20 protein-coding genes are annotated in these 24,744 nt (G+C 60.6%); 4 read left to right on the top strand and 16 right to left on the bottom strand.

Features of this window, described 5'->3' with window-relative positions; translation table 11 throughout:
• Positions 1–184 precede the first annotated feature (184 nt).
• The 8 genes from ACI77I_RS10120 to minC all read right to left on the bottom strand — a co-directional run bounded on the left by ACI77I_RS10120 (position 185) and on the right by minC (position 8,372).
• Positions 185–1,531, bottom strand: a complete 1,347-nt coding sequence (locus ACI77I_RS10120) for an amidohydrolase (protein ID WP_094951469.1) — start codon at positions 1,529–1,531, stop codon at positions 185–187.
• Positions 1,532–1,547: 16 nt separating this feature from the next.
• Positions 1,548–3,713 carry a mechanosensitive ion channel family protein gene (locus ACI77I_RS10115; protein WP_094951468.1) on the bottom strand — a complete coding sequence of 722 codons (2,166 nt, stop codon included), beginning with the start codon at positions 3,711–3,713 and terminating at the stop codon, positions 1,548–1,550.
• 72 nt (positions 3,714–3,785) lie between these two features.
• Entirely contained in the window at positions 3,786–3,953 is a 168-nt protein-coding gene (locus tag ACI77I_RS10110) for a hypothetical protein (RefSeq protein WP_406997425.1), read from the bottom strand.
• Positions 3,954–4,145: 192 nt separating this feature from the next.
• Positions 4,146–5,435 (bottom strand): M18 family aminopeptidase, encoded by a 1,290-nt coding sequence (locus ACI77I_RS10105; RefSeq protein WP_094951467.1) that lies wholly within the window; start codon positions 5,433–5,435, stop codon positions 4,146–4,148.
• Positions 5,436–5,631: 196 nt separating this feature from the next.
• Positions 5,632–6,267, bottom strand: coding sequence for an RluA family pseudouridine synthase (locus ACI77I_RS10100; RefSeq protein WP_003192838.1), 636 nt, complete (start codon positions 6,265–6,267; stop codon positions 5,632–5,634).
• Positions 6,268–6,363: 96 nt separating this feature from the next.
• The gene (gene minE, locus ACI77I_RS10095; RefSeq protein ID WP_003175252.1) at positions 6,364–6,618 is read right to left on the bottom strand and encodes a cell division topological specificity factor MinE; all 255 of its coding nucleotides are present in this window, start codon (positions 6,616–6,618) and stop codon (positions 6,364–6,366) included.
• Between the two features lie 3 nt (positions 6,619–6,621).
• Entirely contained in the window at positions 6,622–7,434 is an 813-nt protein-coding gene (minD, locus tag ACI77I_RS10090; protein WP_057011745.1) for a septum site-determining protein MinD, read from the bottom strand.
• A gap of 200 nt (positions 7,435–7,634) precedes the next feature.
• Complete coding sequence (gene minC, locus ACI77I_RS10085) at positions 7,635–8,372, bottom strand: septum site-determining protein MinC (protein ID WP_094951465.1); 738 nt, start codon at positions 8,370–8,372, stop codon at positions 7,635–7,637.
• Positions 8,373–8,490: 118 nt separating this feature from the next.
• Between minC and ACI77I_RS10080 the strand changes: the two genes are divergently transcribed.
• Both ACI77I_RS10080 and ACI77I_RS10075 read left to right on the top strand, forming a co-directional pair.
• Positions 8,491–9,426: a lipid A biosynthesis lauroyl acyltransferase gene (locus ACI77I_RS10080; protein ID WP_094951464.1), complete on the top strand. Its 936-nt coding sequence runs from the start codon at positions 8,491–8,493 to the stop codon at positions 9,424–9,426.
• Between the two features lie 30 nt (positions 9,427–9,456).
• The gene (locus ACI77I_RS10075) at positions 9,457–10,605 is read left to right on the top strand and encodes a patatin-like phospholipase family protein (RefSeq protein WP_406997421.1); all 1,149 of its coding nucleotides are present in this window, start codon (positions 9,457–9,459) and stop codon (positions 10,603–10,605) included.
• Between the two features lie 110 nt (positions 10,606–10,715).
• On the opposite strand, the gene ACI77I_RS10070 is transcribed toward ACI77I_RS10075, so the two are convergent.
• The 7 genes from ACI77I_RS10070 to puuE form a co-directional block, all read right to left on the bottom strand.
• Positions 10,716–11,501 (bottom strand): outer membrane protein OmpK, encoded by a 786-nt coding sequence (locus ACI77I_RS10070; protein WP_094951462.1) that lies wholly within the window; start codon positions 11,499–11,501, stop codon positions 10,716–10,718.
• A 440-nt stretch (positions 11,502–11,941) separates the two neighbouring features.
• Positions 11,942–13,285, bottom strand: a complete 1,344-nt coding sequence (locus tag ACI77I_RS10065; RefSeq protein ID WP_242151539.1) for a nucleobase:cation symporter-2 family protein — start codon at positions 13,283–13,285, stop codon at positions 11,942–11,944.
• Positions 13,286–13,479: 194 nt separating this feature from the next.
• Positions 13,480–14,772, bottom strand: a complete 1,293-nt coding sequence (locus tag ACI77I_RS10060) for a urate hydroxylase PuuD (RefSeq protein ID WP_242151536.1) — start codon at positions 14,770–14,772, stop codon at positions 13,480–13,482.
• Between the two features lie 51 nt (positions 14,773–14,823).
• Positions 14,824–15,327, bottom strand: a complete 504-nt coding sequence (locus tag ACI77I_RS10055) for an ureidoglycolate lyase (RefSeq protein ID WP_094951459.1) — start codon at positions 15,325–15,327, stop codon at positions 14,824–14,826.
• Positions 15,328–15,451: 124 nt separating this feature from the next.
• Positions 15,452–16,447: an allantoicase gene (gene alc / locus ACI77I_RS10050; protein WP_406997420.1), complete on the bottom strand. Its 996-nt coding sequence runs from the start codon at positions 16,445–16,447 to the stop codon at positions 15,452–15,454.
• A 78-nt stretch (positions 16,448–16,525) separates the two neighbouring features.
• Positions 16,526–17,041, bottom strand: a complete 516-nt coding sequence (uraD, locus tag ACI77I_RS10045; RefSeq protein ID WP_242151531.1) for a 2-oxo-4-hydroxy-4-carboxy-5-ureidoimidazoline decarboxylase — start codon at positions 17,039–17,041, stop codon at positions 16,526–16,528.
• Positions 17,038–17,964, bottom strand: a complete 927-nt coding sequence (gene puuE / locus ACI77I_RS10040; protein ID WP_094951456.1) for an allantoinase PuuE — start codon at positions 17,962–17,964, stop codon at positions 17,038–17,040. Before puuE ends, uraD begins: the two co-directional genes overlap by 4 nt.
• Positions 17,965–18,353: 389 nt before the next feature.
• Here puuE and uraH point away from each other — a divergent pair, with 389 nt between their 5' ends.
• On the top strand, positions 18,354–18,707 hold the full coding sequence (gene uraH / locus ACI77I_RS10035; protein WP_094951455.1) for a hydroxyisourate hydrolase: 354 nt from the start codon (positions 18,354–18,356) through the stop codon (positions 18,705–18,707).
• Positions 18,708–18,872: 165 nt separating this feature from the next.
• A complete protein-coding gene (locus tag ACI77I_RS10030; protein ID WP_406997419.1) occupies positions 18,873–24,104 on the top strand; it encodes a dermonecrotic toxin domain-containing protein in 5,232 nt (1,743 codons plus the stop codon).
• Here ACI77I_RS10030 and ACI77I_RS10025 read toward each other — a convergent pair.
• Complete coding sequence (locus ACI77I_RS10025; protein WP_094951453.1) at positions 24,085–24,720, bottom strand: LysE family translocator; 636 nt, start codon at positions 24,718–24,720, stop codon at positions 24,085–24,087. The two genes, ACI77I_RS10030 and ACI77I_RS10025, sit on opposite strands and share 20 nt — an antisense overlap.
• Positions 24,721–24,744: the final 24 nt, after the last annotated feature.

Genomic DNA, 24,744 nt, shown 5'->3' with positions numbered 1-24,744 from the left:
TTTGGTTACTTTTGGGGCTCTTTTCCAAAAGTGACCCGCCGTAAGGGCGGAACCAATAGAGGCCATGGCCCAAATAACGGATATGCACCCAGCGCCCCCGCGACAACCAAAGAACCCAACCCATAAAAAGATGTGTAGATACCTACACCGCCATCGCGGGCAAGCCCACTCCCACATAAAAGCGTTATTGCGGTGGGTGGGTATAGAGATAATCCGTCGCCAACGACGCCAACGTCCTGACCCCCACCACCAACGCCGACTCATCCACAAAGAAGCCCGGATTGTGATTCGGTGCCGCCTTGCTCATCTCCTGATCCCTCGGCGTCACCCCCAGGAACACAAACAGCCCCGGCGCTTCCTTGGCGTAAAACGAGAAGTCTTCGGCACCGCCGACCAGCGGCCCCTGCACCACATCATCCTTGGCCGCCCAACGCAGGCTTGGCAGCATTTTCTCTGTCAGCGCCGGGTTGTTGATGGTTGGGTCGTACTTTTCGATGATGGTGACTTCGGCCTTGGCACCGCCACTTTCAGCGATTTTCTCCACGGTCTGGCGCACGTCCGCGTGCAGTTTCTGGCGGATGCCGTAGTCGTAGGAGCGGATGGTGCCGGTCATATCCACCGATTCGGGGATGATGTTGTAGCGGGTGCCGCCGTTGATGGTGCCGATGCTCACCACCGACGGGAATGACGAAATGTCGGTGCGGCGGCTGACCACGGTCTGCAGGCCGACAATGGTTTGTGCGCCCACGGTGATCGGATCGATGCCGTCCCAAGGGCGGCCGGCGTGGGTCTGTTTGCCGAGGATCTTGATGCGCAGGTCATCGGAGCTGGCCAGGGTCGGGCCCGGACGGTAGGCGATCTGCCCGGCGGGGACACCGGCCCACACGTGCAGGCCGAACACCGCGTCCGGCTTGGGCGCTTTCATCACGCCTTCCTGCACCATCATCTTCGCGCCCCAGGTGTTCTTACCGTCGGGGACAAAGTCGCTCGGGCCTTCTTCGGCCGGTTGGAAGTAAAACACCACGGTGCCGGGCAAGCGGTCGCGCATGCCGGTGAGGATTTTCGCCGTGCTCAGTAGGATGGCGGTGTGGGCGTCGTGGCCGCAGGCGTGCATCACGTCGACTTCTTTGCCCAAGTAGGTGCCTTTGGCTTTGGAGGCGAAGGGCAGGTCGGCGACTTCCTTGACCGGCAATGCATCCATATCCGCACGCAAGGCGACGGTCGGGCCGGGCAGGGCGCCCTTCAAGATGGCGACGACGCCGGTGCGGGCCACGCCGGTTTTGACTTCAAGGCCCAGGTCGCGCAGTTGCTTGGCGACCAATTCGGCGGTGCGGGTTTCGGTGTTGCCCAGTTCAGGGTGGGCGTGGATATCGCGGCGGGTTTCCAGCAGGGCCGGTTCAAGGATTTTGGCCTGGGCGGCGATTTCCTCCCGGGCACTGTCCTGGCCGCTGCTGGCGGCTATGACCACCCCGCTGGCGGCGCCGCACAGCAAGCCCAAAACCCATTGGTGTGTCAGACCGTTTAAACGCATAAGCACCTCTCCCTAATTATTGTTGTGGATCTTTCTCCAGCACGGAGCCTGCGGTCACTACCTGCACGCTCAGGCGCGGCGTCGCCAGGTCCAGCCCGGCCTCATCCAGATGGCGCTTGAGCGACAGGTTGAATGCCCGCGAGACTTCCCACTGCTTGATCGGCGCGGTCTTGAACCGCGCCCGAAGAATCGCGCTGCCGGACTCAAAGCTTTCCACGCCCTGAATCTCCAGCGGTGACCAGATGTTGCGGCGTTGCAGTGGGTCGTTGCGCATTTTCTGGCCGACGTCGCGCATCAACTTGATGGCGTCGTCGATTTCCATGTTGTAGGGGATCGCCACCCGGAAGATCGCGTAGCCGAACTCCCGCGAGTAGTTCTTGATACTTTTGATTTCGCTGAACGGAATGGTGTGCACGATGCCGTCGATGTCGCGCAGGCGCACGGTGCGGATGGTCAGGCCTTCGACGGTACCGAGGTGGCCGCCGACGTCCACGTAATCATCAATCGCCAGGGAGTCTTCGATGATGATGAACAGGCCGGTGATCAAGTCGGCCACCAGCGACTGCGCACCAAAACCGATGGCGATACCGATCACACCGGCACCGGCCAGCAGTGGCGTGACGTTCATGCCCATGTTCGCCAGGGCCACGATGGCGGCGATGATAAAGATGGTCACGAACAGCACGTTGCGGATCAACGGCATCATCGTCTGCGCACGCGCATTCGCCATGCCTTTGCGCGAGCGGGTCAGGGCATGGTGGATCGCGGTGTCGCTGAGGATCCAGATTAGCCAGGCAAACAGCAGCGTGCCGCCCAGGCCGAACAGCTTGACGCTGACTTCATGGCCGTCACCTTCGGTGAAGCGAATCATCGACAGCCCCCAAACCCGCAGGCCCAGCTCGATAAACACCAGCCACACCACCAGATGGATCAAGGTGTAAACGAAGCTTTTCAGGCGGTCGGAGTACAGCGCATGACGTTTGTGCCCGCGCTGTGGCTTGAGTGCATGGCGGCGCACCAGGCCGTTGATGACCATGCACAACACCAGCAACACCGTGCACAACAATGATTGGCGCAGCGCCGTGCTGGTGTCGCCGGCCGACAGGAAGGTGGCGAACAGCGAGATGCCCACCAGCAACAGCGCCGGCAAGTACCAGAAGGTGCCGATGATCGAAAGGGTATCGGTGAGGGCGCGGCGGGTAAGGCGGCGCGACAGCGGCTGGTTGCGGATCAGGTGCGCGATCGGACGGCGGAAACGCAGGATAAACACGCCGGTGGACAGCGCGGCCATCACATTGGCGACCGTCGCGGCGGTATGGGCAAGGTGTTGGCCGAGTGCCGCGATCAGTCTTGGGTCGCTCAAGGCTTCACCAAACGCGGCAAAACTGCCGATCCACCACAGTGGGCGGAAGGCTTGGCGGCGCAGGATGTACAGCGCGCGGTGGCGATGCGGGCCATCGAGCACGGAGAAGGCAATCACGCAGATGGCCGAGAAACAGGTGCCGACCACCAGCGCATAGGCCAGCACCATCGCCAGGGATTTACCCAGGGACGAAGGCAGGGCGTAGCTCAAGTAAACCGTGATCACCAGGGCGATCAGCCAAGGGCCCAGTTTGCGCAGGGCGAAACGCAGCATGTCCCAGGTGCGCGGGTGTTGCGGCAGTTCCTCGGGCAGGCCGAACCGTTCGCGCACGCGGTGGCTGAGCCAGATCAGCGCGGCGGCCAGCAGGCTCCACAAGGCCAGGATCACGGCAAAGCCGAAAATGATCGGCAACCATTCGCGGGCAGGCAGCATCAGGGCGCTGAGTTCGTCCTTGGCCAGGTCGACCTCATTGGACCAGCGTTGCACCGGGCTGTCGGCGCCGGAGAACTGCTGCTCAAGGTCGGACAGCGTACTGCCGATCAAACCAAGCACGCCTTGTTCGGCGGCCGGTTGGGCTTTTTGCGTGGCTTCGCGCAGCTTTTTCAGGTCGCTCAGCAGCTGAGTACGCTGCTTGTCGTTTTCCAAGGTTTTGATCACCTCGTCCAGCGACTGCCCCAGCGGCACGTCGGCCTGGGGTTGGGTCTTGGTGGTGCTGCCGAGCAGGCCGGGCAAGCCCGCGGCGTGGGCAGGCGTGAGCGGCAGCAGCATCAGCAGGGCGAACAGGCAGTAGCAGGGCAGAGCAAACAGACGGGAGAGCACGAGGCGGTCAACCTTGAAAACGACGAATTGACCGAGTGTACGAGGCCGCTATGCCCAATGCGAGTGCATTTGTCATTCCGCCAGTTTGGCGAGGATTTTGTACACCACGGTGCCCAGGATCAACAGCATGCCGACCCACATGCCAAACACGCCCACAGGTTTGTCACGAAAGTTGAAACCGGTCGCGAGCAGGATCATGCCGATGATGATGGGAATGAGCATGGCGTGGAAAGAGGACATGGAGATCATGGTGCGACGGCCTTGTCGGAGTGGGAATACTGACAAGTCTAGGTCGAATTGCGAGAAGTGGAGTTGATGTGAGTCAGATAGCGTTGGGTGTCAGTGAAATTGTCATCGCGGGCAGGCCGGCTCCCACAGGAAAATGCATTCCAAAGTGGGAGCGGGCTTGCCCGCGATGGCCGCGCCTCGGTCTCAGGGCAGATCGCGACTCGCATAGAACGCGCCCAACACCTTCACCAAATGCGCCAGGTCATGGCTGCCGCACAGCTCACGGATGGAGTGCATGGCGAACGTCGGCAGGCCGATGTCCACGGTGCGCACGCCCAGGTGGCTGGCGGTGATCGGGCCGATGGTCGAGCCGCAGCCCATGTCGCTGCGCACCACGAAGCTCTGTACCGGCACTTCCTGGGCCATGCACAGGTGGCGGAAGAAGCCGGCGGTTTCGCTGTTGGTGGCGTAACGCTGGTTGCTGTTGACCTTGATCACCGGGCCAGCGTTGAGTTTCGGGCCGTGGTTGGCGTCGTGTTTCTCGGCGTAGTTGGGGTGCACGCCGTGGGCATTATCCGCCGACACCAACAGTGATTTCTGAATGGTACGTACGAATTCGTCACCTTCGGGCAACAGGCGGCGCAGGGTCTGTTCCAGCATCGGGCCATCGGCGCCGCACGCCGAGCAAGAGCCGACTTCTTCGTGGTCGTTGCACACCAGCACGCAGGTTTCGTCGGTTTCGCTGGTGAGCAAGGCTTGCAGGCCGGCGTAGCACGACAGCAGGTTATCGAGGCGCGCACCGGCGATGAAGTCGCCATTGAGGCCGATCACCGCAGCGCTTTGGGTGTCGTAGAAGCTCAGCTCGTAGTCGAGCACCACATCCGCGTTCAGCCCGTGCTCCCTTGCCAGCTGCTCGGTGAGCACAGCGCGGAAGTCCACGCGTTCGTCACCGGCAAATTGCGCGAGGATCGGCGGCAGTTCGGTCTGCGCATTGATCGCCCAACCCTGGTTGGCTTCACGGTTCAGGTGAATGGCCAGGTTGGGGATGATGGCGATGGGCAGCTTGAAGTCGATCAGTTGGCTTTCGACCTTGCCGTCGCGGCGGAAGGTCACGCGGCCGGCCAGCGACAGGTCGCGGTCGAACCACGGCGCCAGCAGTGCGCCGCCGTAGACTTCCACACCTAACTGCCAGAAACCCTGGCGCTGCAGCTCCGGCTGGGGCTTGACGCGCAGGCACGGGCTGTCGGTGTGGGCGCCGACCAGGCGAATGCCGCCTTGCAGCGGTGAGTGGCGGCCGAGCTTGAAGGCGATGATCGAGGAGTCGTTACGGGTGACGTAATAGCGCCCGTTGGCCTCGGTGGTCCAGGTTTCGCGCTCGTCGAGACGCTGGTAACCCGCCGCTTCCAGGCGCTGGGCGAGGGCGGCAGTGGCATGAAAAGGAGTAGGGGAGGCCTTGAGGAAGTCGATCAGGCCTTGATTCAACGCTTCGCGCATAAATAGCTCCAGACAGCAATGCGCGGAGTTTACCGTATTGGCTCCACATTTGAAGTGAAGCTGCGTTGTTGAGAACTACACAAGGCTAATGTGGGCGCTGGCTTGCCTGCGATAGCGGCCCATCTGTGCCAAATGTATTGGCTGATACACCGCTATCGCAGGCAAGCCGGCTCCCACATTTGACCGTGTTCGCAGCTTAAAAGGGCGCGGGGCACTCGAAGCGAAGCCGTTCGCCACTCTGCGGATGCGTGAAGCTCAACATGCTCGCATGCAGGCACAAACGCGGCCAGGCGGCCAAGGCTTGTTCGTGGGCGTACAGGCCATCACCGAGTAACGGGTGGCCGATCGACAACATGTGCACGCGCAACTGGTGCGAACGCCCGGTGATCGGCGTCAGCTCGACGCGGCACCAGTCGCCGCAACGTTCCAGCACTTTCCAGAAAGTCAGCGCGTGTTTGCCGAATTCGTGGTCGACCACGTGGCGTGGCTTGGTCGGCGGGTCGTAGCGCAGGGGCAGGTCGATGCTGCCGCTGTCCAGTGCCGGCTGGCCCCAGGCCAGGGCGGTGTAGGCCTTTTCGGTTTCGCGGTCATGAAACTGGCGCGACAGTTCGCGGTGGGTATCGGCGTCCCGCGCGAGCAGGATGATGCCCGAGGTTTCCCAGTCCAGGCGATGGACAATGCGGGCTTCGGGGTAGCCGTTTTCCTGCAGACGGGTGATCAGGCAATCCTTGTTGTCATCGGCGCGGCCGGGCACCGAGAGCAACAGGGTCGGCTTGTTCACCACCAGGACAGCGTCGTCCTGATGCAGGATATGGATATTGGACAGCGGCATTAAACAGCCTCGTAACAAACGCCAACGGCGGCTCGCTCACCCGGTCCCATAAAAGGGATCAAGGTGCCCGAGCCGCCGTGGCGACCGCCTGTTCGATCAACGATCAGGCAGGGTGATATTGAGTTCCAGGATCGAGCAGCTGCCGTCATTTTCCAGGGCGACATGCACGTCATCGTTGCCGATATTGACGTACTTGCGGATCACCTCGACCAGTTCCTTCTGCAAGGCTGGCAGGTAGTCCGGCGTGCTGCGTTGGCCGCGTTCGTGCGCCACGATGATCTGTAGACGCTCTTTCGCTACCGACGCGGTACTTGGCTTTTTGTTGGCGCGAAAGAAGTCGAGAAATTTCATTGTTTAGTTGCCTCCAAAGATACGCTCGAAGAATCCCTTCTTCTTAACATCGAGGAAGCGATGTTCCACGGTCTTGCCCAGCAAGCGATCGACGGCATCGCTGTACGCCTGGCCGGCGTCGCTCTGGTCGTCAAGAATCACCGGTACGCCTTGGTTGGAAGCCTTCAGCACGGCCTGGGATTCCGGGATCACGCCCAGCAGGGTCACTGCGAGGATTTCTTTCACGTCTTCAACGCCAAGCATTTCGCCGTTGCTGACGCGCTCCGGGTTGTAACGGGTCAGCAGCAGGTGTTCCTTGATCGGGTCCTGGCCGTCTTCGGCGCGCTTGGATTTGCTGGCCAGCAGGCCGAGCATACGGTCCGAGTCACGTACCGAAGACACTTCCGGGTTGGTCACAACGATCGCTTCATCGGCGAAGTACATTGCCAAGTGAGCACCGGTTTCGATGCCGGCCGGGGAGTCGCACACCACGTACTCGAAGGTTTCTTTCAGCTCGGCGAGTACTTTGCCTACGCCTTCTTTGGTCAGCGCATCTTTGTCGCGCGTCTGGCTGGCGGCCAATACGTACAGGTTCTCAAGGCGCTTGTCCTTGATCAGGGCCTGTTGCAGGTTGGCTTCACCGTTGACCACGTTGACGAAGTCATACACCACGCGGCGTTCGCAGCCCATGATGAGGTCGAGGTTACGCAAACCGACGTCGAAGTCGACGATGACTGTCTTGTGGCCGCGCAGAGCGAGGCCGGTACCGATAGCGGCGCTGGTGGTGGTCTTACCCACACCACCCTTGCCGGATGTAACCACGAGAATCTTGGCCAAGGTGTTTCACCCCTAAGGAAAAAGGACTTTTCGGTCCCTGAAAAACATCTCTTGGAACTCGCCGCAGGCGGACAGCCTTTGTAGGAAAAAGATGTGGTTTCCACGGGGGAACGCCAACTTCCAAATAGTCCTACGCAAGTCTTGCCGGTTTCGCTTTGCTATCAGAGTCTAGAGATGCTTGGAAAATGCGGCAGTATCCGTTAAAGACGGATGATGTTCAACACATCGCCCGACAGGCTGACTTGTACCCCGGCCCCCCACAGCGGATCACGGCGCAAATCTTCTGAAACCTTGTACTGGCCTGCGATGGACACTAGTTCAGCGGTCAACTGCTGGCAAAAAATACGGGCCTTGGTATCACCCTTGATGCCGGCGAGGGCACGTCCGCGCATCGGGCCGTATACATGGATGTTGCCATCGGCGAGAAGTTCCGCGCCCGGGCTTACCGGAGCGATCACCACCAGGTCGCCGCCCTGGGCGTAAATTTGCTGCCCGCCGCGTACGGGGGAGGTGATGATTTTTGTAGGCTTGATCATCGGTTCCGGCGGCTTTTCCGGTTTTTTCTTCACTTCACCTTCGGTCGGATCGAGCGGACGCTCGCGGGCACCTGAAGGTGGCAGTACTGGCAGTTCAATGGCGATTGCGGCGGCGATGTCTTCGATACGGCTGGCGCGAATCGCCAGGGTGCGCAAACCATGGGAGCGGCAGACGCGCATCAGGCCGGGCAAATCAATCACACCCTGGCCAGCCGGGAGTTTGTCCAGGGCCAGCACCAGCGGGGCATTGTTGAAAAAATTCGGCGCCAAGGCGACCTTGGCGGCCAGTTGGCGGTCCAGGGCATCGAGGTCATTGCGGGCCAGTTCCAGCACGGTGATGGCGAGCATGCTGCCTTTCAGCTGGAACACGGGATCTTGGTCTAGCGGTTCGGTTTGGCTCATGGTCGGCGAAAGCGGCTTGTCACGAAAAGTGTCGAGACTTATAACGAGAACATCCACGGGCCGCAAGCCGAGTCGAACCGTTGTAGAATGCGCGGCCCTGTCTTTACCGGAATCTGTAATGGATCGCCCGCGTTTTCGAGCTGTATTTCTTCACCCGCGTTTCTGGCTGCTATGGCTGGGCCTCGGCCTGCTGTGGCTGATTACTCAGTTGCCGTACCGCGCGCTGTTGACCATTGGTCGCGTGCTTGGCGCGGGCATGTACCGCGTGGCTGGCGAACGCCGCCGCATCGCCGCGCGCAACCTGGAACTGTGCTTCCCGGAAAAATCCGCCAAGGAGCGTAAGAAGCTGCTCAAGGAAAACTTTGCCTCCACCGGCATCGCCTTCTTTGAAATGGCCATGAGCTGGTGGTGGTCGCGTCAACGCCTGGCGCGCCTGGCCCATGTCGAAGGGCTTGAGCACCTCAAGCAGGCGCAGTTGGATGGCAAGGGCGTGATCCTTATGGCCCTGCACTTCACCACCCTGGAAATCGGCGCGGCCCTGCTCGGGCAGAAACACACCATCGATGGCATGTACCGCGAACACGGCAACCCGTTGTTCGACTTCGTCCAGCGCCGTGGCCGCGAGCGGCATAACCTCGACTCCCTGGCCATCGAGCGCGAAGACGTGCGCGGCATGCTCAAGCTGCTGCGCGCCGGCCGCGCCATCTGGTACGCGCCGGACCAGGACTACGGCGCCAAGCAGAGCATTTTTGTACCGCTGTTCGGCATCCAGGCCGCCACCGTGACCGCCACCAGCAAGTTTGCGCGCCTGGGCAAGGCGTTGGTGGTGCCGTTCACCCAGGAGCGCCTGGCCGATGGCAGCGGTTACCGGCTGGTGATCCACCCGCCGTTGACCGACTTCCCCGGCGAAACCGATGAGATCGACTGCCTGCGCATCAACCAGTGGGTCGAAGCCTCGGTACGCGAATGCCCCGAGCAATACTTGTGGACCCACCGGCGCTTCAAGAGCCGGCCACCGGGCGAGGCTAAGCTGTACGAGAAACGCCGCCGATAAGCCTTACTTTTCTGCACATGGAGTGACGCAATGCGCCCAGCTGAACCGGTCACAGGCTTGATTCTTTCCGGCGGCGGGGCGCGAGCGGCGTATCAGGTGGGGGTGTTAGCAGCGATTGCCGAGCTGCTGCCGCCAGGGGCACCGAATCCATTTCCGGTGATTGTCGGCACCTCGGCGGGGGCGATCAATGCGGTGAGCCTGGCCAGCGGGGCCACCGACTTCACGGCCGCCATCCAACGTCTCACGGCGTTCTGGCAGGGCTTTCGCAGCCACTTGGTGCTGCGCAGCGACTGGCCCGGTGTGATCCGCCAGGCCAGTCGTTTCACCTTCCACTGCCTGCTGGGTATCGGCGCCCAGGTGCCGGTGGCGTTGCTCGACAGCACGCCGTTGCGCGCGCTGCTCAACGACAAGCTGAACCTGGACGGCATCGATGTCGCCATCCGCAACAAACACCTGCATGCGGTCGCCGTCACCGCCTTTGGCTACGAGTCCGGGCACGCGGTGACGTTCTATCAGGGTGGCGGCACCATCGATGCCTGGCTGCGCCATCGACGTATCGGCATGCCCACCCAACTGACGGTTGAACACTTGCTGGCCAGCTCGGCAATTCCCTTGCTGTTTGCCCCGGTCAAACTCGACCAGGAGTACTTCGGCGATGGCGCAGTGCGCCAATCCGCGCCGATCAGCCCGGCCCTGCACCTGGGCGCAAGCCGCGTGCTGGTGGTGGGCGTGAGCGGTAACCCTCGGGGCAATGAGCCGGCAGTGCAACGCACGTTTACCGGCCAGCAACCGACCCTGGCGCAGATCGGTGGGCACATGCTCAACAGTACGTTCATTGACAGCCTGGAAAGCGACATCGAATTGCTCGAGCGTCTCAACCAGTTCAGTCATGTGTTGCCGGCGGATGCGGCGATACAGGGCTTGGCGCCGGTGGAAGTGCTGGTGATTGCGCCGAGTCAGCCGATCGATGAAATCGCCGCGCGTCATCGCCAGGAACTACCGGCGGCGTTGCGCCTATTCTTGCGCGGGCCGGGAGCGACCAAAACCAGCGGGGCAGGGGTGCTGAGTTACTTGCTGTTCGAGGCGGGGTATTGCAGCGAGTTGATTGAGTTGGGCAGGAAAGATGCGTTGGCCAAGCGCGAGGAGTTGTCGAGGTTCCTGGGCTTGTCGTCGATCTAAAAGTGTGGGAGCTGGCTTGCCTGCGATAGCGGTGTGTCAGCCAATATAGTTGGCACAGATATAACGCTGTCGCAGGCAAGCCCACTCCCACAGGGGTATTGCCGTGTCTGTTAGAAGTGGTACTTCACCAGGAAGCTCGCCGTGTCCTGGTTAGTCTTGAACGCACCGGAATCTTCAATCCCGTACTTGTTCTTCCAGTAGTCGTATTCAAAACCCACATACAACTGCTTCTCGCCCCAGTGCAGCGCCTTGCCCAGGTCATATTTGACCTGCGGGTTGAAGTGCAGGTTGGCGTGGTAAGTGCCACGGGCGTTCTTATCGTTATCCACCACCCAGTCCATGAAGCCGTCGATCAGCACGTTGGAGTTGCCCACGGGAATGGTGTACGACCAGACCGGGGTGATCTGCCAGACGCCGTCACCCGGGCGATTGCCTTCGGTCTGGCGCTGGTAGAAGTTCAACTGGAAGTAGTCGAAACCCGGGATGTTCAAGTCAAAGCCCGGGCCCAGCAGGTACGACTCGTTATCGCCTTCGCCGAACTCGTAAGTGAAGGCCAGCAACACATCTTTGATCGGGCCGAATGACAGGTCTTTGTCGAAAATCTTGCCGAACGACAAACGCGGGCTGATCTCACCGTAGTAAGTACTCGGGCCGACGTTGCCGTCTTCCTTGCCGTTGTAAAAGATGCGGTCGACAAACAGGAAGTTGTCGCCGTACTTCCAGGCATCGGCATGTTCGAAGGTGACGGTTTGCTGGATCTGCGGGTTGACGGTGAAGTTCTTGCCCCACAGGTACGTCAGGCTGTTGGTCTGCCACTGCAACAAATCGCCGGCCATGGCTTGGCCGCCGGCCAGCAGGGATCCCGCCAACATCAGGCCTTTCAACATAGGTTTCATTCGGTTGCTCCCGAGTCAAAGTTTTATGGTTGTTTTTCTACGCAGGCGCTCTGGTGTGGCGCCTTTTGGTTCGCTGCAAAAATCGTCTGTTTGGTCAGCTTTAATGCTTTTAGCAAGAGCTGCGCCAAGGTGTTTAAAAAGCCAATAAAACGCCTTCGGCTGCACTTGATGCAGTCGAATACGCAGGTTCTTTTGTGCACGTTGGCCGCAGACACGGGGCCAGGATAAGTTGGCCCTGCAGTCAGCTTTTACATTCGCTGTTTTTTTTTGAGTCGATTTGAGCGGGCGCGGAGAATACTGGCTCCCAGGCCTTGGCTCAAGTGCGCTGTTACAGAGCGCGTGGGGCAAGAATGGGGCGCGGCTTGTGGCCAGCCCCAGGTGAAGGGTGTGCATGGTGTTGTTCTCTGTTCGTTATTATTTTTGTTTGGAGCAGGAACGCATCAGTGTGTAGGGGCGACGACGGGGCGTTCAGCACCGCCGAGGATGTTGAACAGTACATTCAGCGACAACGCGCTGAGCGTGGCCATGGCAATCCCACTGTGGGTAATCGGGCTCATCCATAAGGGCAACTGCGCGAAGAACTCCGGACGCACCACCGGGATCAGCCCCATGCCAATGCTCACCGCCACCAGCAACTGGTTACGGCGGTCGGCGATGTCGGCTTCCTGCAGGATCTTGATCCCGGTCGCCGCGACCATGCCGAACATGGCAATCGCTGCGCCGCCGAGTACCGCCGGCGGAATCGAGGCGACCAAATACGCCGCCTTGGGCAACAGGCTGAGCACAATCAAAAACGCTCCGGCCATGATCGTCACCGAGCGGCAACGCACGCCGGTCATCTGCACCAAGCCGATATTTTGTGCGAACGAGGAGTGGGTAAAGGTGTTGAAGACACCGGCAAAGAACGACGCGCCGGCATCACACAGCAAGCCACGGCGCAGCATCTTCGGCGTGACCTCCTGGCCGGTGATTTTGCCCAGGGCGAGGAACATGCCGGTGGACTCGACGAAGATGATCACGACCACCAGGCACATCGACAGGATCGGCGCCAATTCGAACTTAGGCATGCCGAAGTGCAGCGGTGTGACCACCTGCACCCATGGCGCCTGGGCCAGGCCGCTGAGGTCGACCATGCCGAGCATGCCGCACAAACCGTAGCCGAGCGCCATGCCGATCAGTACCGAGATGTTCACCCAGAAGCCGCGCATGAAGCGGTTGATCAGCAGGATAGTGCCCAGTACCAGCGCGGCAATCGCCAGGTAAACCGGCGAGCCGAACGAGGCGGCGGCGCTGCCACCACCGGCCCAGTTCACGGCCACCGGGAACAGCGACAGGCCGATGGCAGTGATCACGGTACCGGTCACCAGCGGCGGGAAAAAACGCACGACCTTGGACATGAACGGTGCGATCAACAGGCCGAAGAACCCGGCGGCGATGGTCGCGCCGAAAATCCCCTGCAAGCCGATGCCGGGCATCCCGGCCATGGCCACCATGCTGCCGACGGCGGCAAAACTGGCGCCCATCATCACCGGCATGCGAATGCCCACCGGGCCGATGCCGAACGACTGCACCATAGTCGCGACGCCAGCCACCAGCAGGTCGGCGTTGATCAGAAAGGCGATTTCTTCACGGCTCAGGCCTGCGGCCTGGCCAATAATCAGGGGCACGGCGACGGCGCCGCCGTACATCAGCAGGACGTGTTGCAGGCCGACCAGAATCAATTGCAAGAGGGGCAGCCGCACCATGGCGGGCGCGGCAGGAGTCTGCGTTTCTAACGGGGACATGCAACACCTCGGATCTTTTTATTTTTGTGTTGTTTGGCATTCAATTGCCATTTGGAACGCGATCTTTCAAACACTGCATAACCCCTGTGGGAGCGGGCTTGCTCGCGAATGCGGTAGTTCAGTCACTGATTGATTGAATGACACACCGCTTTCGCGAGCAAGCCCGCTCCCACATGGGGTTCTGTGTGAATCAGTTAATTTGTGCGGGCTCCTTGGTTGATCCAAGTACCTATCAAATCCCGTTCCTGCTGGGTCATCTGGGTGATGTTGCCCAGCGGCATGATCTGGCTGGCCACAGCCTGCGCCTGGATCCGTGGGGCCATTTGCTGGATCTGCTGCGGCGTATCAAACATCACGCCCGCCGGTGCCGTACTGAACAGCGGGCTGGTGGGCTTGGCCGAATGGCACACGGCGCAGCGTTCCTGGATGACCCCGTGCACCTTGTCGAAATCAATCGATGCCTGGGCAGGCGCAGGTGCCGCAGCAGGTGCTGCCGGGGCGGCTGGTTTCAGGCCGCCACCCAATGCGGTTTCCGGCAATGGTTGGTACTCGATGGCGGCAGGCGCCTTGGCCACATCTGGGGCAGTCGACACCGGTTTCGGGCCGGTCACGTACGCCAGGCAAATCATCGCCAACGCGCCAACCGGCAAGGTCCACGCATACTTCTGGCTGTTGTGCCGGGTGTTGAAGTAGTGCCGCACCAACACCGCCGCCACCGCGATCCCAGCCAGGATCAGCCAGTTGTATTGGCTGCCGTAGGTGCTCGGGAAGTGGTTGCTGATCATGATGAACAGCACCGGCAAGGTGAAGTAGTTGTTGTGGCGTGAACGCAGCAAGCCTTTGGCGGGCAGCGCCGGGTCCGGCGTGCGGTTCTCGGCGATGGCGGCCACCAGTGCGCGCTGGGCGGGCATGATGATGCGGAACACGTTACCGACCATGATGGTGCCGATCACTGCACCCACGTGCAGGTAAGCGCCACGGCCGCTGAACACTTTGCTGAAGCCGTACGCAGCGCCAATCAACAGCACGAACAGGATCAAACCGAGCAGGGCAGGGCGCTTGCCCAGGGCCGAATCGCACAGGAAGGAGTAGATGAACCAGCCGGCGAACAGCGAGCCGATGCCCAGCAAGACGCCTTCGGTGCCGCTGAGCGTGCTGCCGGGGGCGAGCAGGTACAGCGTCGGGTTGAGGTAGAACACCACGCACAGCAGCGCGACGCCCGACATCCAGGTGAAATAGGCCTCCCATTTGAACCAATGCAGGTTGTCCGGCATGGTCGGTGGGGCCAGTTTGTATTTTTCCAGGTGGTAGATACCGCCACCGTGGATCGCCCACAAGTCACCGGCCAGGCCGTCCTTGGGGTTGACGCGGTTGAGGTTGTTTTCCAGCCAGACGAAATAGAAGGAAGCGCCGATCCACGCGACGCCAGTGATCATGTGAACCCAGCGCACGCTAAGGTTCAGCCATTCCAACAGATGTGCTTCCACAGTCTTTACCTCTCGCCTGTCACCCTTGTTGTCGGGTGATCCGGCCTTCTCTTATTGGTGGGGGGCGAGGATCAACCGCTCATCCTCTTTGAAAAAATGCTCATCGCAGTTATTGCCGGTGCCACTGCGATCAACCACCAGGAAGTCATCCCGCTTTTCGATCGTCAGCACCGGGTGGTGCCAGACGCCGCGATGGTAATTAATGCCCTGCCTGCCGTTGGTGACGAAGGCGCGGACCAAGCCTGATACAGGTGCATCGCCAAGTGGCGCGACCACGATCAGAAAGGGGTTGCCGAGCAGCGGTATGAAAGCCTGGCTGCCCAGCGGGTGTCTCTCCAGCATGCACACGGTCAACGGCATGTCCTGCGCGTCGGCGCGGAAGATGCTGATGATCGCGTTGTCTTCAGGCTGTGCGGTTTCTACCGTTGCCAGCTTGTGAAAGCGCATGGTCGACCCGTTGTTGATCATGAAGTGATCGCTGCCATCGGTTTCGATAACGTCTCCGAAAGGCGCGAAGGCTTCTTTGGTCAGGGGTTCGATCATCAGTGTGCGCATGGCTGTCTTCTTAAGTTTTCGAATTTGATGTTGTCTGGTCTACCGCTATCGCGGGCAAGCCCGGCTCCCACATTTGACCGCGTACCCCTGTGGGAGCCGGGCTTGCCCGCGATTGGGCTCACCCTTATTTCGCTACCTTACCGAGAACCCGCAGGCGGCTCACACCACCGTCCGGGAATACGTTCAGGCGGATGTGGGTAATCGGCCCCAGTGCCTTGATCTGCTCGGCAAACGCGTGTTCGGCGTGCATTTCCAGTTTCTGTGCCGGCAGCAGTTCGCGCCAGAACAGCGATTGGGTTTCGATCTGGCTGTCGGTGCCGCCTTTAACGAACGCGCCCTGGATCGAGCAGGTGTCCGGGTAGTTACCCTTGAAGTGCAGGGTGTCGACGATGACTTTCTCGATCTCGCCTGGGTGCCCCAGTGCGACGATCACCCAGTCATTGCCTGGCGTGCGACGACGTGCGGTTTCCCAGCCGTCGCCCATGTTGATGCCACGGCCCGGGTTAAGGATGTTGCTCATGCGGCCAAAGTGTTCATCGGAGCAGGCCAGCGCGCGACCGCCGTTCAGGGCTGCTGCCAGGTCGACTTGTTCGTTGTCACCCACAGCCGACCAGTCACGGAACGGCACACCGTACACACGCAGACGGGCCACGCCGCCATCCGGGTAGATGTTGAAGCGCAGGTGGCTGAACGCCTGGGCATTGTTGATCTCGTGGTAGTGGTGGCTGTTGCCTTGCAGCTCAACGGCCGACAGCACTTCAACCCACTGGGTGTTGTCGTCAGGTTCGCCCGAGGCCAGGAAGCAGGCTTCCAGGGACGCCGACGGCGGGTAGTTGCCGGTGAAGAATGAAGTGTCGATGTCCACGCCTTTGATCGAACCGGGCACGCCCAGACGAATCACTGCGCTGTCGTAGCCTTCGAAGCGCTTGCGGCGCGACTCCCAGCCGTCCATCCACTTGCCGTTGTCATCGAAAACGCCCTCCTTCCACACAGCCGGGGTCGGCTGGAACAGGCGGTTGGCGTCAGCGAACCAGTCATCGGTCACCGAAATGATCTTGGTGCCCAGGCGGGCGTCGGCCAGGTTGACGAACTTCTCGAAAGGTACGGGTTGCGCTTTCATTCTTCTTGTCTGCCTTAGATTAAGTGGCTTGGGATGCTCGCCAGGCCCTGGGCGTCATGAGCGCTCGGGCCAGGTCTGCTAAAGGGTCAGTAATCGGAACAACGCGATTTTATTGATCTCGGCCAGCGCGCATTTGAACTCGGCGTCTGCCGAGTTGTGGATGCGCGTTTCGAACGCGGCGAGAATCTGATGCCGGTTGCTGCCTTTTACCGCCATGATGAAGGGAAACTTGAACTTGGCCTTGTAGGCGTCGTTCAGCTCAGTGAAGCGTGAGAACTCTTCACTCGTGCACTGGTGAATACCGGCGCCAGCTTGTTCATTGGTGCTGGCTTCGGTCAATTGGCCCTGGACGGCAGCTTTGCCAGCCAGGTCCGGGTGAGCGTTGATCAGCGCCAGCTGGCTGGCGTGATCGGCACTCAACAGGATATCGCTCATGCGCTGGTGCAGGGTTTCGATCTCATCGATCGAGCTGTCCTGGCCCAGGTCGAAGGCCTTTTCGGCCACCCATGGCGAATGTTCGTAGATGTCGGCAAAGGCGTTGACGAATGCGTCGCGGCTCAGGCTCGACGGTTTCAAGGTTTGGAACGCAGTCATTTCGCCGCTCCCGTGTACGGGTGGGTTTCGTGCCAGTGGCGGGCAATGTCGACGCGGCGGGTGAACCACACCTGTTCATGACCTTTGGCGTACTCGATAAAACGCTTCAGCGCGGCGAGGCGCGCCGGGCGGCCGATCAGGCGGCAATGCAGGCCGATCGAGAGCATCTTCGGTGCCTCGGCGCCTTCGGCATACAGCACGTCGAAGGCGTCCTTGAGGTATTCGAAAAAGTCATCGCCCTTGTTGAACCCCTGCACCTGGGTGAAGCGCATGTCGTTGGTGTCCAGGGTGTAGGGGATCACGAGGTGCGGCTTGCCGGTGGGGTTGTTGGGTTCCCAGTAGGGCAGGTCGTCGTCGTAGGTGTCGCAGTCGTAGAGAAAGCCGCCTTCCTCCATCACCAGCCGCCGCGTGTTGGGGCCGGTACGGCCGGTGTACCAGCCCAATGGGCGCTCGCCGGTCAGTTCGGTGAGGATGCGGATGGCTTCGAGCATGTGCTCGCGCTCCTGGGCCTCGTCCATGTACTGGTAGTCGATCCAGCGATAGCCGTGGCTGCAGATCTCATGGCCGGCGGCGACCATCGCGCGGATCACGTTCGGGTGGCGCTGGGCGGCCATGGCCACGGCGAAGATAGTCAGCGGAATGTCGAATTCTTTAAACAGCCTGAGGATGCGCCACACGCCGGCACGGCTGCCGTATTCGTACAGCGACTCCATGCTCATGTTGCGCTCGCCTTGCAGTGGCTGGGCCGAGACCATTTCCGATAGAAAGGCTTCGGACTCTTTGTCACCGTGCAAAATATTGCGCTCGCCGCCTTCTTCGTAGTTGAGTACGAAAGACAACGCGATGCGTGCCTTGCCCGGCCAGTGGGGGTGAGGAGGGTTACTGCCGTAACCGATCAGGTCGCGTGGGTAGTCAGCGCTCACTGCAGTCTTCCTTCTTGTTCGTGGTAGCAAGTGTGTGTGGCGGCCGGGCAGTGAAAAGACTGGGTGGCGTCACAGCGATGAGTGATTGTATACAACTTATCGGCAAGTTTGTAAGCCTGAATTTCTGCATTTTTTCGGCAGAGTACTGTGCATTTGGCTTAGCAAGAAACTTGCCCAACTGGTCAGCTAATGGACAAAAGGTCGTTTGAAAGCAAGGATTACCCGGTCATTGCTCTGCCGATTAACACAGTTGGGAGGATCGCTGAGTTTGTGATTTTTATTGTGTACAATTTTTTTAAAAAGTGTCTTAATTAGCCATCGCCGACTTTTTGATGCCCTGAAAAAGTGCGGTCTTCTTATTTACTGACTTCGGGAGGCGCGCAGACGCCATGGGACGCTTGACCACACACGTTTTGGACGCCGCACACGGCTGCCCCGGCAGCGCAATCACGGTTGAGCTGTACCGCGTCGAAGGCGCGCAGCTGGAGCTGGTTGCCAGCGCCATCACCAACAGCGACGGCCGTTGCGATGCGCCGCTGCTACAAGGCGATGACTACCGCAGCGGCGTGTACCAACTGCAATTCAGCGCCGGCGACTACTACCGTGCGCGGGGGGTGCAGTTGCCTGCACCTGCGTTCCTCGACGTGGTGGTGCTGCGCTTCGGCATCAGTGCCGAACAGGATCACTACCATGTGCCGCTGCTGATTTCGCCTTACAGCTACTCCACCTATCGCGGTAGCTGAGCGTCACCTCGCTTCATACCCCCAAAGCTCTTCGTTGGTTTTTCGCCCGCCCACACTGCGGGCTTTTTTTTGGCGCGCGGTTGGGCCGCGCAGGGTTCTACTATGTAACGCACCCTTGTGAGGCGAGGTACTTAGGCTGGGCTTTTGCGCACGGAACAGTCCGCCATGAGTACAGACAGCAGCTCTTTTGCCCCACTGGCCAGTGACACACGCTGGGCCGACACGCTGGATTTCGCTGACCCGCAAACCTCCCAGGTGCGGCGTGAGGAAGCGATCCGGGTGTTATTGACCCGCCGGCTCAACGCGGTCACGCACCCCAGCCATGAAATCAATCAACTGCACGCGTCGCAGGCCCGGGGCCGTGAATGCGCCAAGGACCTCAAAGGCTTGATCGGGCGTGCGCCCCGCGTGCAAGGGATCATTCGGGGCGCCTTGCGCGAGGCCTTTGCTCTAGACCCGGACACGGTGCTGTTCACTGAGCGGGCGTCGGGCTCGCCGCAGAAGGTCGACAGTTTGACCGAGCGCGCCTTGGCGTTGCTCGTCCAGCCGTATGTGCCGATCAATATCAACCAGTTCACCACCTTGAGTATCAAGGACGACCCGACTGGGCGCCTGCCGTTTACTGCGCTGCAAGCACTCGAACGGGTCAAGGGGCTGGCGCTGCTCGATCGGCTCGACAGTGCGGTGCGTGCGTATTGGCAGCAACTGGCGCACGGTTCCTGGCTGAGTCGGCGGGAGCGGTGGGTGCAATTGCGCCAGGCGTTGTTCGCCGAGAATGCGTGGCTGGCGCATCGTCTGTATCAACTCACGGACAGTGGCTTTGCCATGGTCCGGCAACTGATGGAAATACCTGGCACCGCCGCGCGCAAGCAGGCCGGGGGGCAATGGGCGACTCTGCTTGTGAGCAGGGTCGTGTGGCCTGGGACTAATCAGGCTCAGGTGCCGATTCCGGGGGCGTTGCATATTTACCGTGAGGGCGACGTGGAGGATACGTCCCATGTGATTTACCTGCCCGGCCTGGTGCGTGAGTTTTATGAGTTCAGTTCCTGGAACCAACTGCAGTGCGACCTGCCCACCTTGGTCAACGGCCCCTTGAGCAGCGTCTTGTGGCAATGCCTGCCGCTGCGCCGCTGGCATGAGCTGTGTAATACGGCAAGCGCCACGCCCATGGCGTTCAGCCTGCAACTGATTGGTACACACCAGGACGATGTGTTGCAGGCCAGCGCGACCGAGCTGCTGGACGCGCAGTGGGATAACGAACTGGCCTGCGCGTTATCGATTAATTTTGCCGCGGTGGGCATTCAGGCGGCGGACACCGCCTCCGCTCCGACTACAAAACGCTATCTCGCGTTCATCGAAAAAGGCCGCCGGCGCATCGTCGGTTTCGCAAGGCTGGGACGTACCCTGGACACCTTGCTTGCGTGGGATCACCGGCGACGCAGCAGGGAAATTGTAGGAGGCAGCCTGACCCAGGGGCTTGCGATCAACACGTGGGCGCAGCAGCTCGGGCGTTACGAAAAAGGCCTTTTAGCCTTGCTGGATGCGACGGACGTGGCGAACGACAGCGTGGCCTACCAGGACTTTTTGAAGCTTGAACGCCAATGGCAGGAGCAGGTGGAGGCGGCAAGCAAGTGGGCGCAAGGCCCGCAAGAGCGCGTGTTTCAAAAAACCTTCTGGCTTGAGCAACTCGAAGGTTCGCGCAATCGTGCCTCGCTGGTGGGTGCCGCGCAACACCAGGCCTTACAGCACGAGGCTTATATGCAGCAACGCTTGAACCTGATCTCACCCGCGCACCTAGAGCGATTGAAGGCTGCGTTGAGTAAGTCCTGGGTGCCTGCAAAGAACGCCACCGACACCTGTGTGCTTCAGGTCACGGTAGGCGGCGAGGCTGCCACGGCGTTGCCGTTGCTGGGGGCTTTTGTGGTGACCGCCCACGAGGCTCAGGCTCATCCGGCACACCAGCACCCGGTGTTGTTTTGCGTGATCGGCCGGTTGGGTGGGATCGTCGCGTTCGAGAGCCTGGACGCCTTCGCCGAGGGCCTGCGGGCCAGCCTGAACAGTCGGGATGGGTCGATACTGTGGCGCTGCATTGAGCGTCACCAACGTGAGAGCCTGCGCACGATAATCAGCCGGTTGCCCGCGGGTACGCCCTTGGGGGTCAGCTATGCGGCGATCGAACGTCACATTCTCAAGGACCTGTTCCTTAAACTGACGCAACATTACGCCGCGATGGACAAGCGTATTGATCAGGGCGTCAGACTGTTCAGCGAGGTCAGTGATCCGGTGTTGAGTCGCGCACTGCTCGCCCAGGAGCTGTTCGAGAGCCTGCAAGTGCCCGCCAATGACGCGCGAACACTGGCCCTGGCCAACATCAACCTGTTGCAAGAGGCGGCTCGTCAGGCGAAAAAACTGCCTTCGTGGCTTGGCATCGCCTCGACGAGTCAACGCAGGCAATACAAGCGCTTATCCCGCCGTTATCTGCTCAACGCCTGGGCGGTGGATAGCAAGCTCTGGCAGGACCTGCCTGAGCTCGATGCCTTCGCCCGCAAAGCCCTGATTGCACAATTGACCAAGGATGGTTTTTACCCGCAACTGGATATCGATAAACCCTTGTTCGACATGCCTGATGAGGTCAGTTCCCAGTACTGTGGCTATACGAGCGGGTGTGTGGTGGGGGACCGCAACATTAAAATGGTCGTCAGCCCGCAGCGTACGACCTTCAGCTTGCTGCAATTAGCGCTGCACAACCTCGACCCCAAGGCGCCCTGGACCCGCTGGCGCTTGAACCGCGCTCGCTGGCTGGACCCGGTCTGGAAAGAGCGGTTGAGCGTGCCCTATCTGATCAAAATGATCTCGTCGCTGAATGTGGGCGGCGAGTACGAGAATCAGATCTGGCGGGCTTTTTATCCGCCGGCGTCCATCCCGGCCCGGTCCTCTGGCCTGTCTGAAGCACTGGTGTATCGGGCCCTGAAACAACGCGCGCAGGTGCATCTGTACTCGGGGATTCGACAAGGCATGAGCGACAAGGCCCAGCGTCTGTTTACCTTCGCTATGGCTGCGCGGGCGGTAGGCGACCTGAAGGCCGATGGGTTTGACGCGCAACTGGCGGTTGTGCGACTGGTGGGCGTTACCCTGGAGCATGATCGCCACATCACCGGCGTGCTCTTGATACATGACAAAATCTCGGGTGTGTGCGTGCTGTATTGGCCCATGGCAGTGGCAAGCCGAATAATGGTCGGGTACAACACGTTCGCCGACGCCGTGGAAGCGTTGAATCGGCTGGGCGCATTACCTGAGAACCTGAAAATGTTGGCGCGCCAGGTGGCGCCTGGCTGGGAGTCCACGGCACTTGCCAGTTACCCAGGCGTTGGCCTCCAGGTAGATCCCAGGCAGCCTTACTCGACTAGGCCCTATCTGACAGGCCTGCAACGCTTTGTTGCTGTAATCGTTGAATTTTTCACGGTTGAGCATAAAGAACCGGCGGTTGCCCTGGATGCCATTGAGGCGCAAATCAAGGAGCAGATTGCGCTGCAGCCAGAGCTGTGGTTGGAGGCTGTGGTCACCTCCCACGGCCATGCACTAGCGCTGTTGGCCCATGCCCGGGTGCTCGAGCTGCAACGCCGCACTCGAGCCCGCTCCCGTTCCTCTGCGACGTTGGATGAGTACCGTGAGCAACGCTTCAGCGATCAGCATGAAGCGAGCATCCGGGGGTTACTGTCATTTGTGCCGGTATTGGGTGTTGGTATCAGCGTGTATGAAGTGCTGCTCGCGGCGCGGCGCTATCACTTCAGCGGCTCTGCCCATGACGCAGTGGATGTGGCGTTTTTGACGATGCTGACGTTTGTTGACGTGCTGATGACCTTTGCTCCTGGCCCCAAGAATGCGCGTGCTGCGCAGGTCGCCATACCCCGCGTGCATCGCTATCAAAGCGTTGCCGTTGCGCTCGCCGGCCTGAAGGCGGCACCGGCCAAACCGACCCAGTTGCTTGCGTGCTTCAAGGCAAGCGGCGCATTGGAGGGGGCGATTGAGTTGAAAGGGCCGGGAGGCAAGGGCCGGTATGTGAAAAATGGCCAGCAGTATATTGTCGACGGTGACGACGCCTACCCGGTGTATCAACACAAGAACGAAGGCGGCCTGCGCCTGAAAAACCCCAAGGCCGAAGGGTCGGATGAGCTGATTCTACGGATTGAGCAGGCCCGGGAATGGGAGTTGGGGGCCGACTCGCCGGTGCCGGGGCCCAGCTCAGGTGTGTTACAGCCTTGGGCTCCGATCAGAGGCACAAGTGATTGGTCACCGCCATCGCGCGCGGGCATGGAAACGGCCTTGCGCGCATCACCGGCGGCCAGCGACGCCTCCTGGCAAGGCTGGGGCTTTCAGTGGGAGCAAGCGCTGACCGAGGTGGCGCCACCGCGCGGAATTTTCCAAGTGCCGGCAGTGGCGGGGTATCCGGCCTATGAAGTGTTGAAAATAGGGGCGAACTATTACCGGCTGTTGCCTCAGGGCACCAACGCGCTGTCCCCGAACCTTGTCTTTATCATGAGAAATCATGACCTCGGCTTCAGGGCCTATATGGATATGGACCGTTGGCTGGGCGTTGGCGCAGCCGAGCAGCCCATGCCGACGACCCTCGGTGCCAATGGGCGGTGGACGCCCCATTTGGCACTGTTTGATGAGCCCCTGGAGGCCACGGTGGGCAGGGCTTTTCCTGGTATGACCGCAGGCAGCAGGCGGTTTTTCGGCGAGCGGCTCATCGAATTGGCGGGCTCCGACCCGACGATGACGGCGACGCATTTACTCAATATCAGGGCCACGCTCGATCATTGGCTGGCGCCGGGGACCCAGGGGCGCATGGTCGATTTGCTGAAGTTGTTACAGCCCGTGGGCGAACCGGGTGGCCGTAGTTTCAATATAGGATCTGAAGGATTGGCGCCGGGGGCGATGCGTCTGGATTTCACCCCGCCCAGCCGCCTCAACGCCGCGTTGCTTAGGCGCAGAGGCAACACTATCATTCGCTCGCAATCGGCAGAGGCAGCCGTCAGGCAGATTCTCGAGCGCCATGGTTTTACCGTCAACGGCATCGCAAGACGGCGTGGAGCGACAGCAGCATTGGATTTCTACTGCACTCACCCACACACCGACACCGTCTATTTTGTGCTGACCCAATGGGTTGATAGTAACAACGTCAACCTACGCTCCAGGGTGGCGCCAGAGCTTTCCGATCCATGGTTTCGAAACCGTATCAGCTCAAGCGTGCCATTCTCAGCGGAGTTTGCCGCCATCGAAATCGCCATGGACGAAAACCGCCTGGTCAGGCTGGTGGCGGGTATTCAATGGCCGGTACGTTTTGCCGAGCCGGCCACTGTGTATTTTGTCAAAGTCATGCCGGCAAGCTTTTGAGTAGCGCCGCCGTCGCCGCGCCGCCAAACAGCAGGGCACTGACCCGGTTGAACCAGCTCTGGCCCGTGCCGCTGCGCAAATACCGCGCAGCACCGTGGGCGCCGAGGCCGTACGCCAGCTTGCACAGCAGGTCGAGCACGGTCCAAGTGGCGATCATGATCAGCAATTGCGGCAGGAAGGCTTGCTCAGCGCTGAGAAACTGCGGCAGGAAGGCGGCGAAAAACAGGATGTCTTTGGGGTTGCTGGCGCCCAGCACAAAGGCCCGGCCAAACAGTGTGCGAAAGCGCGGGGTGGCTGCCATGTGCGGCACGTCGGCGCGATGGGCCGGTTGCCGCGATTGCTGAAAGCTTTGCCACGCCAGATAAAACAGGTACAGCGCGCCGACGATTTTCAACGCACTGAACAGCTGTTCCGACGCCAGCAGCAGGGCGCCGAGGCCCAAGGCCGAGGCGCTCAGCAGGCAAATCGAGGCAAACACCCCGCCGAGAAACGCCGGGTACGAACGGCGCAGGCCGTAGTTGAGGCTGTTGCTGATCATCAGCAGCGACAGCGGGCCGGGGATCAGGATCACGATCAATGCAGCACCGCTGAACAGCAGCCAGGTTTCCAGGGTCATTTACAGTCCTCCATTCGTGCAAAA

Origin of the sequence: Pseudomonas sp. D47, assembly GCF_045447305.1 — a bacterium.
Taxonomy (GTDB): domain Bacteria; phylum Pseudomonadota; class Gammaproteobacteria; order Pseudomonadales; family Pseudomonadaceae; genus Aquipseudomonas.
This window is presented reverse-complemented; position numbering and strand designations above follow the sequence as displayed.

What these genes read in the sequence shown, in the direction of transcription:
- ACI77I_RS10080 (WP_094951464.1), top strand. Translation starts at nt 8,491, where the DNA reads ATGGATCGCCCGCGTTTTCGAGCTGTATTTCTTCACCCGCGTTTCTGG.
- ACI77I_RS10100 (WP_003192838.1), bottom strand. Translation starts at nt 6,267, where the DNA reads ATGCCGCTGTCCAATATCCATATCCTGCATCAGGACGACGCTGTCCTG.
- uraH (WP_094951455.1), top strand. Translation starts at nt 18,354, where the DNA reads ATGGGACGCTTGACCACACACGTTTTGGACGCCGCACACGGCTGCCCC.
- minC (WP_094951465.1), bottom strand. Translation starts at nt 8,372, where the DNA reads ATGAGCCAAACCGAACCGCTAGACCAAGATCCCGTGTTCCAGCTGAAA.
- ACI77I_RS10025 (WP_094951453.1), bottom strand. Translation starts at nt 24,720, where the DNA reads ATGACCCTGGAAACCTGGCTGCTGTTCAGCGGTGCTGCATTGATCGTG.
- alc (WP_406997420.1), bottom strand. Translation starts at nt 16,447, where the DNA reads ATGAAAGCGCAACCCGTACCTTTCGAGAAGTTCGTCAACCTGGCCGAC.
- ACI77I_RS10105 (WP_094951467.1), bottom strand. Translation starts at nt 5,435, where the DNA reads ATGCGCGAAGCGTTGAATCAAGGCCTGATCGACTTCCTCAAGGCCTCC.
- ACI77I_RS10070 (WP_094951462.1), bottom strand. Translation starts at nt 11,501, where the DNA reads ATGAAACCTATGTTGAAAGGCCTGATGTTGGCGGGATCCCTGCTGGCC.
- ACI77I_RS10120 (WP_094951469.1), bottom strand. Translation starts at nt 1,531, where the DNA reads ATGCGTTTAAACGGTCTGACACACCAATGGGTTTTGGGCTTGCTGTGC.
- ACI77I_RS10075 (WP_406997421.1), top strand. Translation starts at nt 9,457, where the DNA reads ATGCGCCCAGCTGAACCGGTCACAGGCTTGATTCTTTCCGGCGGCGGG.
- ACI77I_RS10110 (WP_406997425.1), bottom strand. Translation starts at nt 3,953, where the DNA reads ATGTCCTCTTTCCACGCCATGCTCATTCCCATCATCATCGGCATGATC.
- minE (WP_003175252.1), bottom strand. Translation starts at nt 6,618, where the DNA reads ATGAAATTTCTCGACTTCTTTCGCGCCAACAAAAAGCCAAGTACCGCG.
- uraD (WP_242151531.1), bottom strand. Translation starts at nt 17,041, where the DNA reads ATGACTGCGTTCCAAACCTTGAAACCGTCGAGCCTGAGCCGCGACGCA.
- ACI77I_RS10030 (WP_406997419.1), top strand. Translation starts at nt 18,873, where the DNA reads ATGAGTACAGACAGCAGCTCTTTTGCCCCACTGGCCAGTGACACACGC.
- ACI77I_RS10065 (WP_242151539.1), bottom strand. Translation starts at nt 13,285, where the DNA reads ATGTCCCCGTTAGAAACGCAGACTCCTGCCGCGCCCGCCATGGTGCGG.
- ACI77I_RS10055 (WP_094951459.1), bottom strand. Translation starts at nt 15,327, where the DNA reads ATGCGCACACTGATGATCGAACCCCTGACCAAAGAAGCCTTCGCGCCT.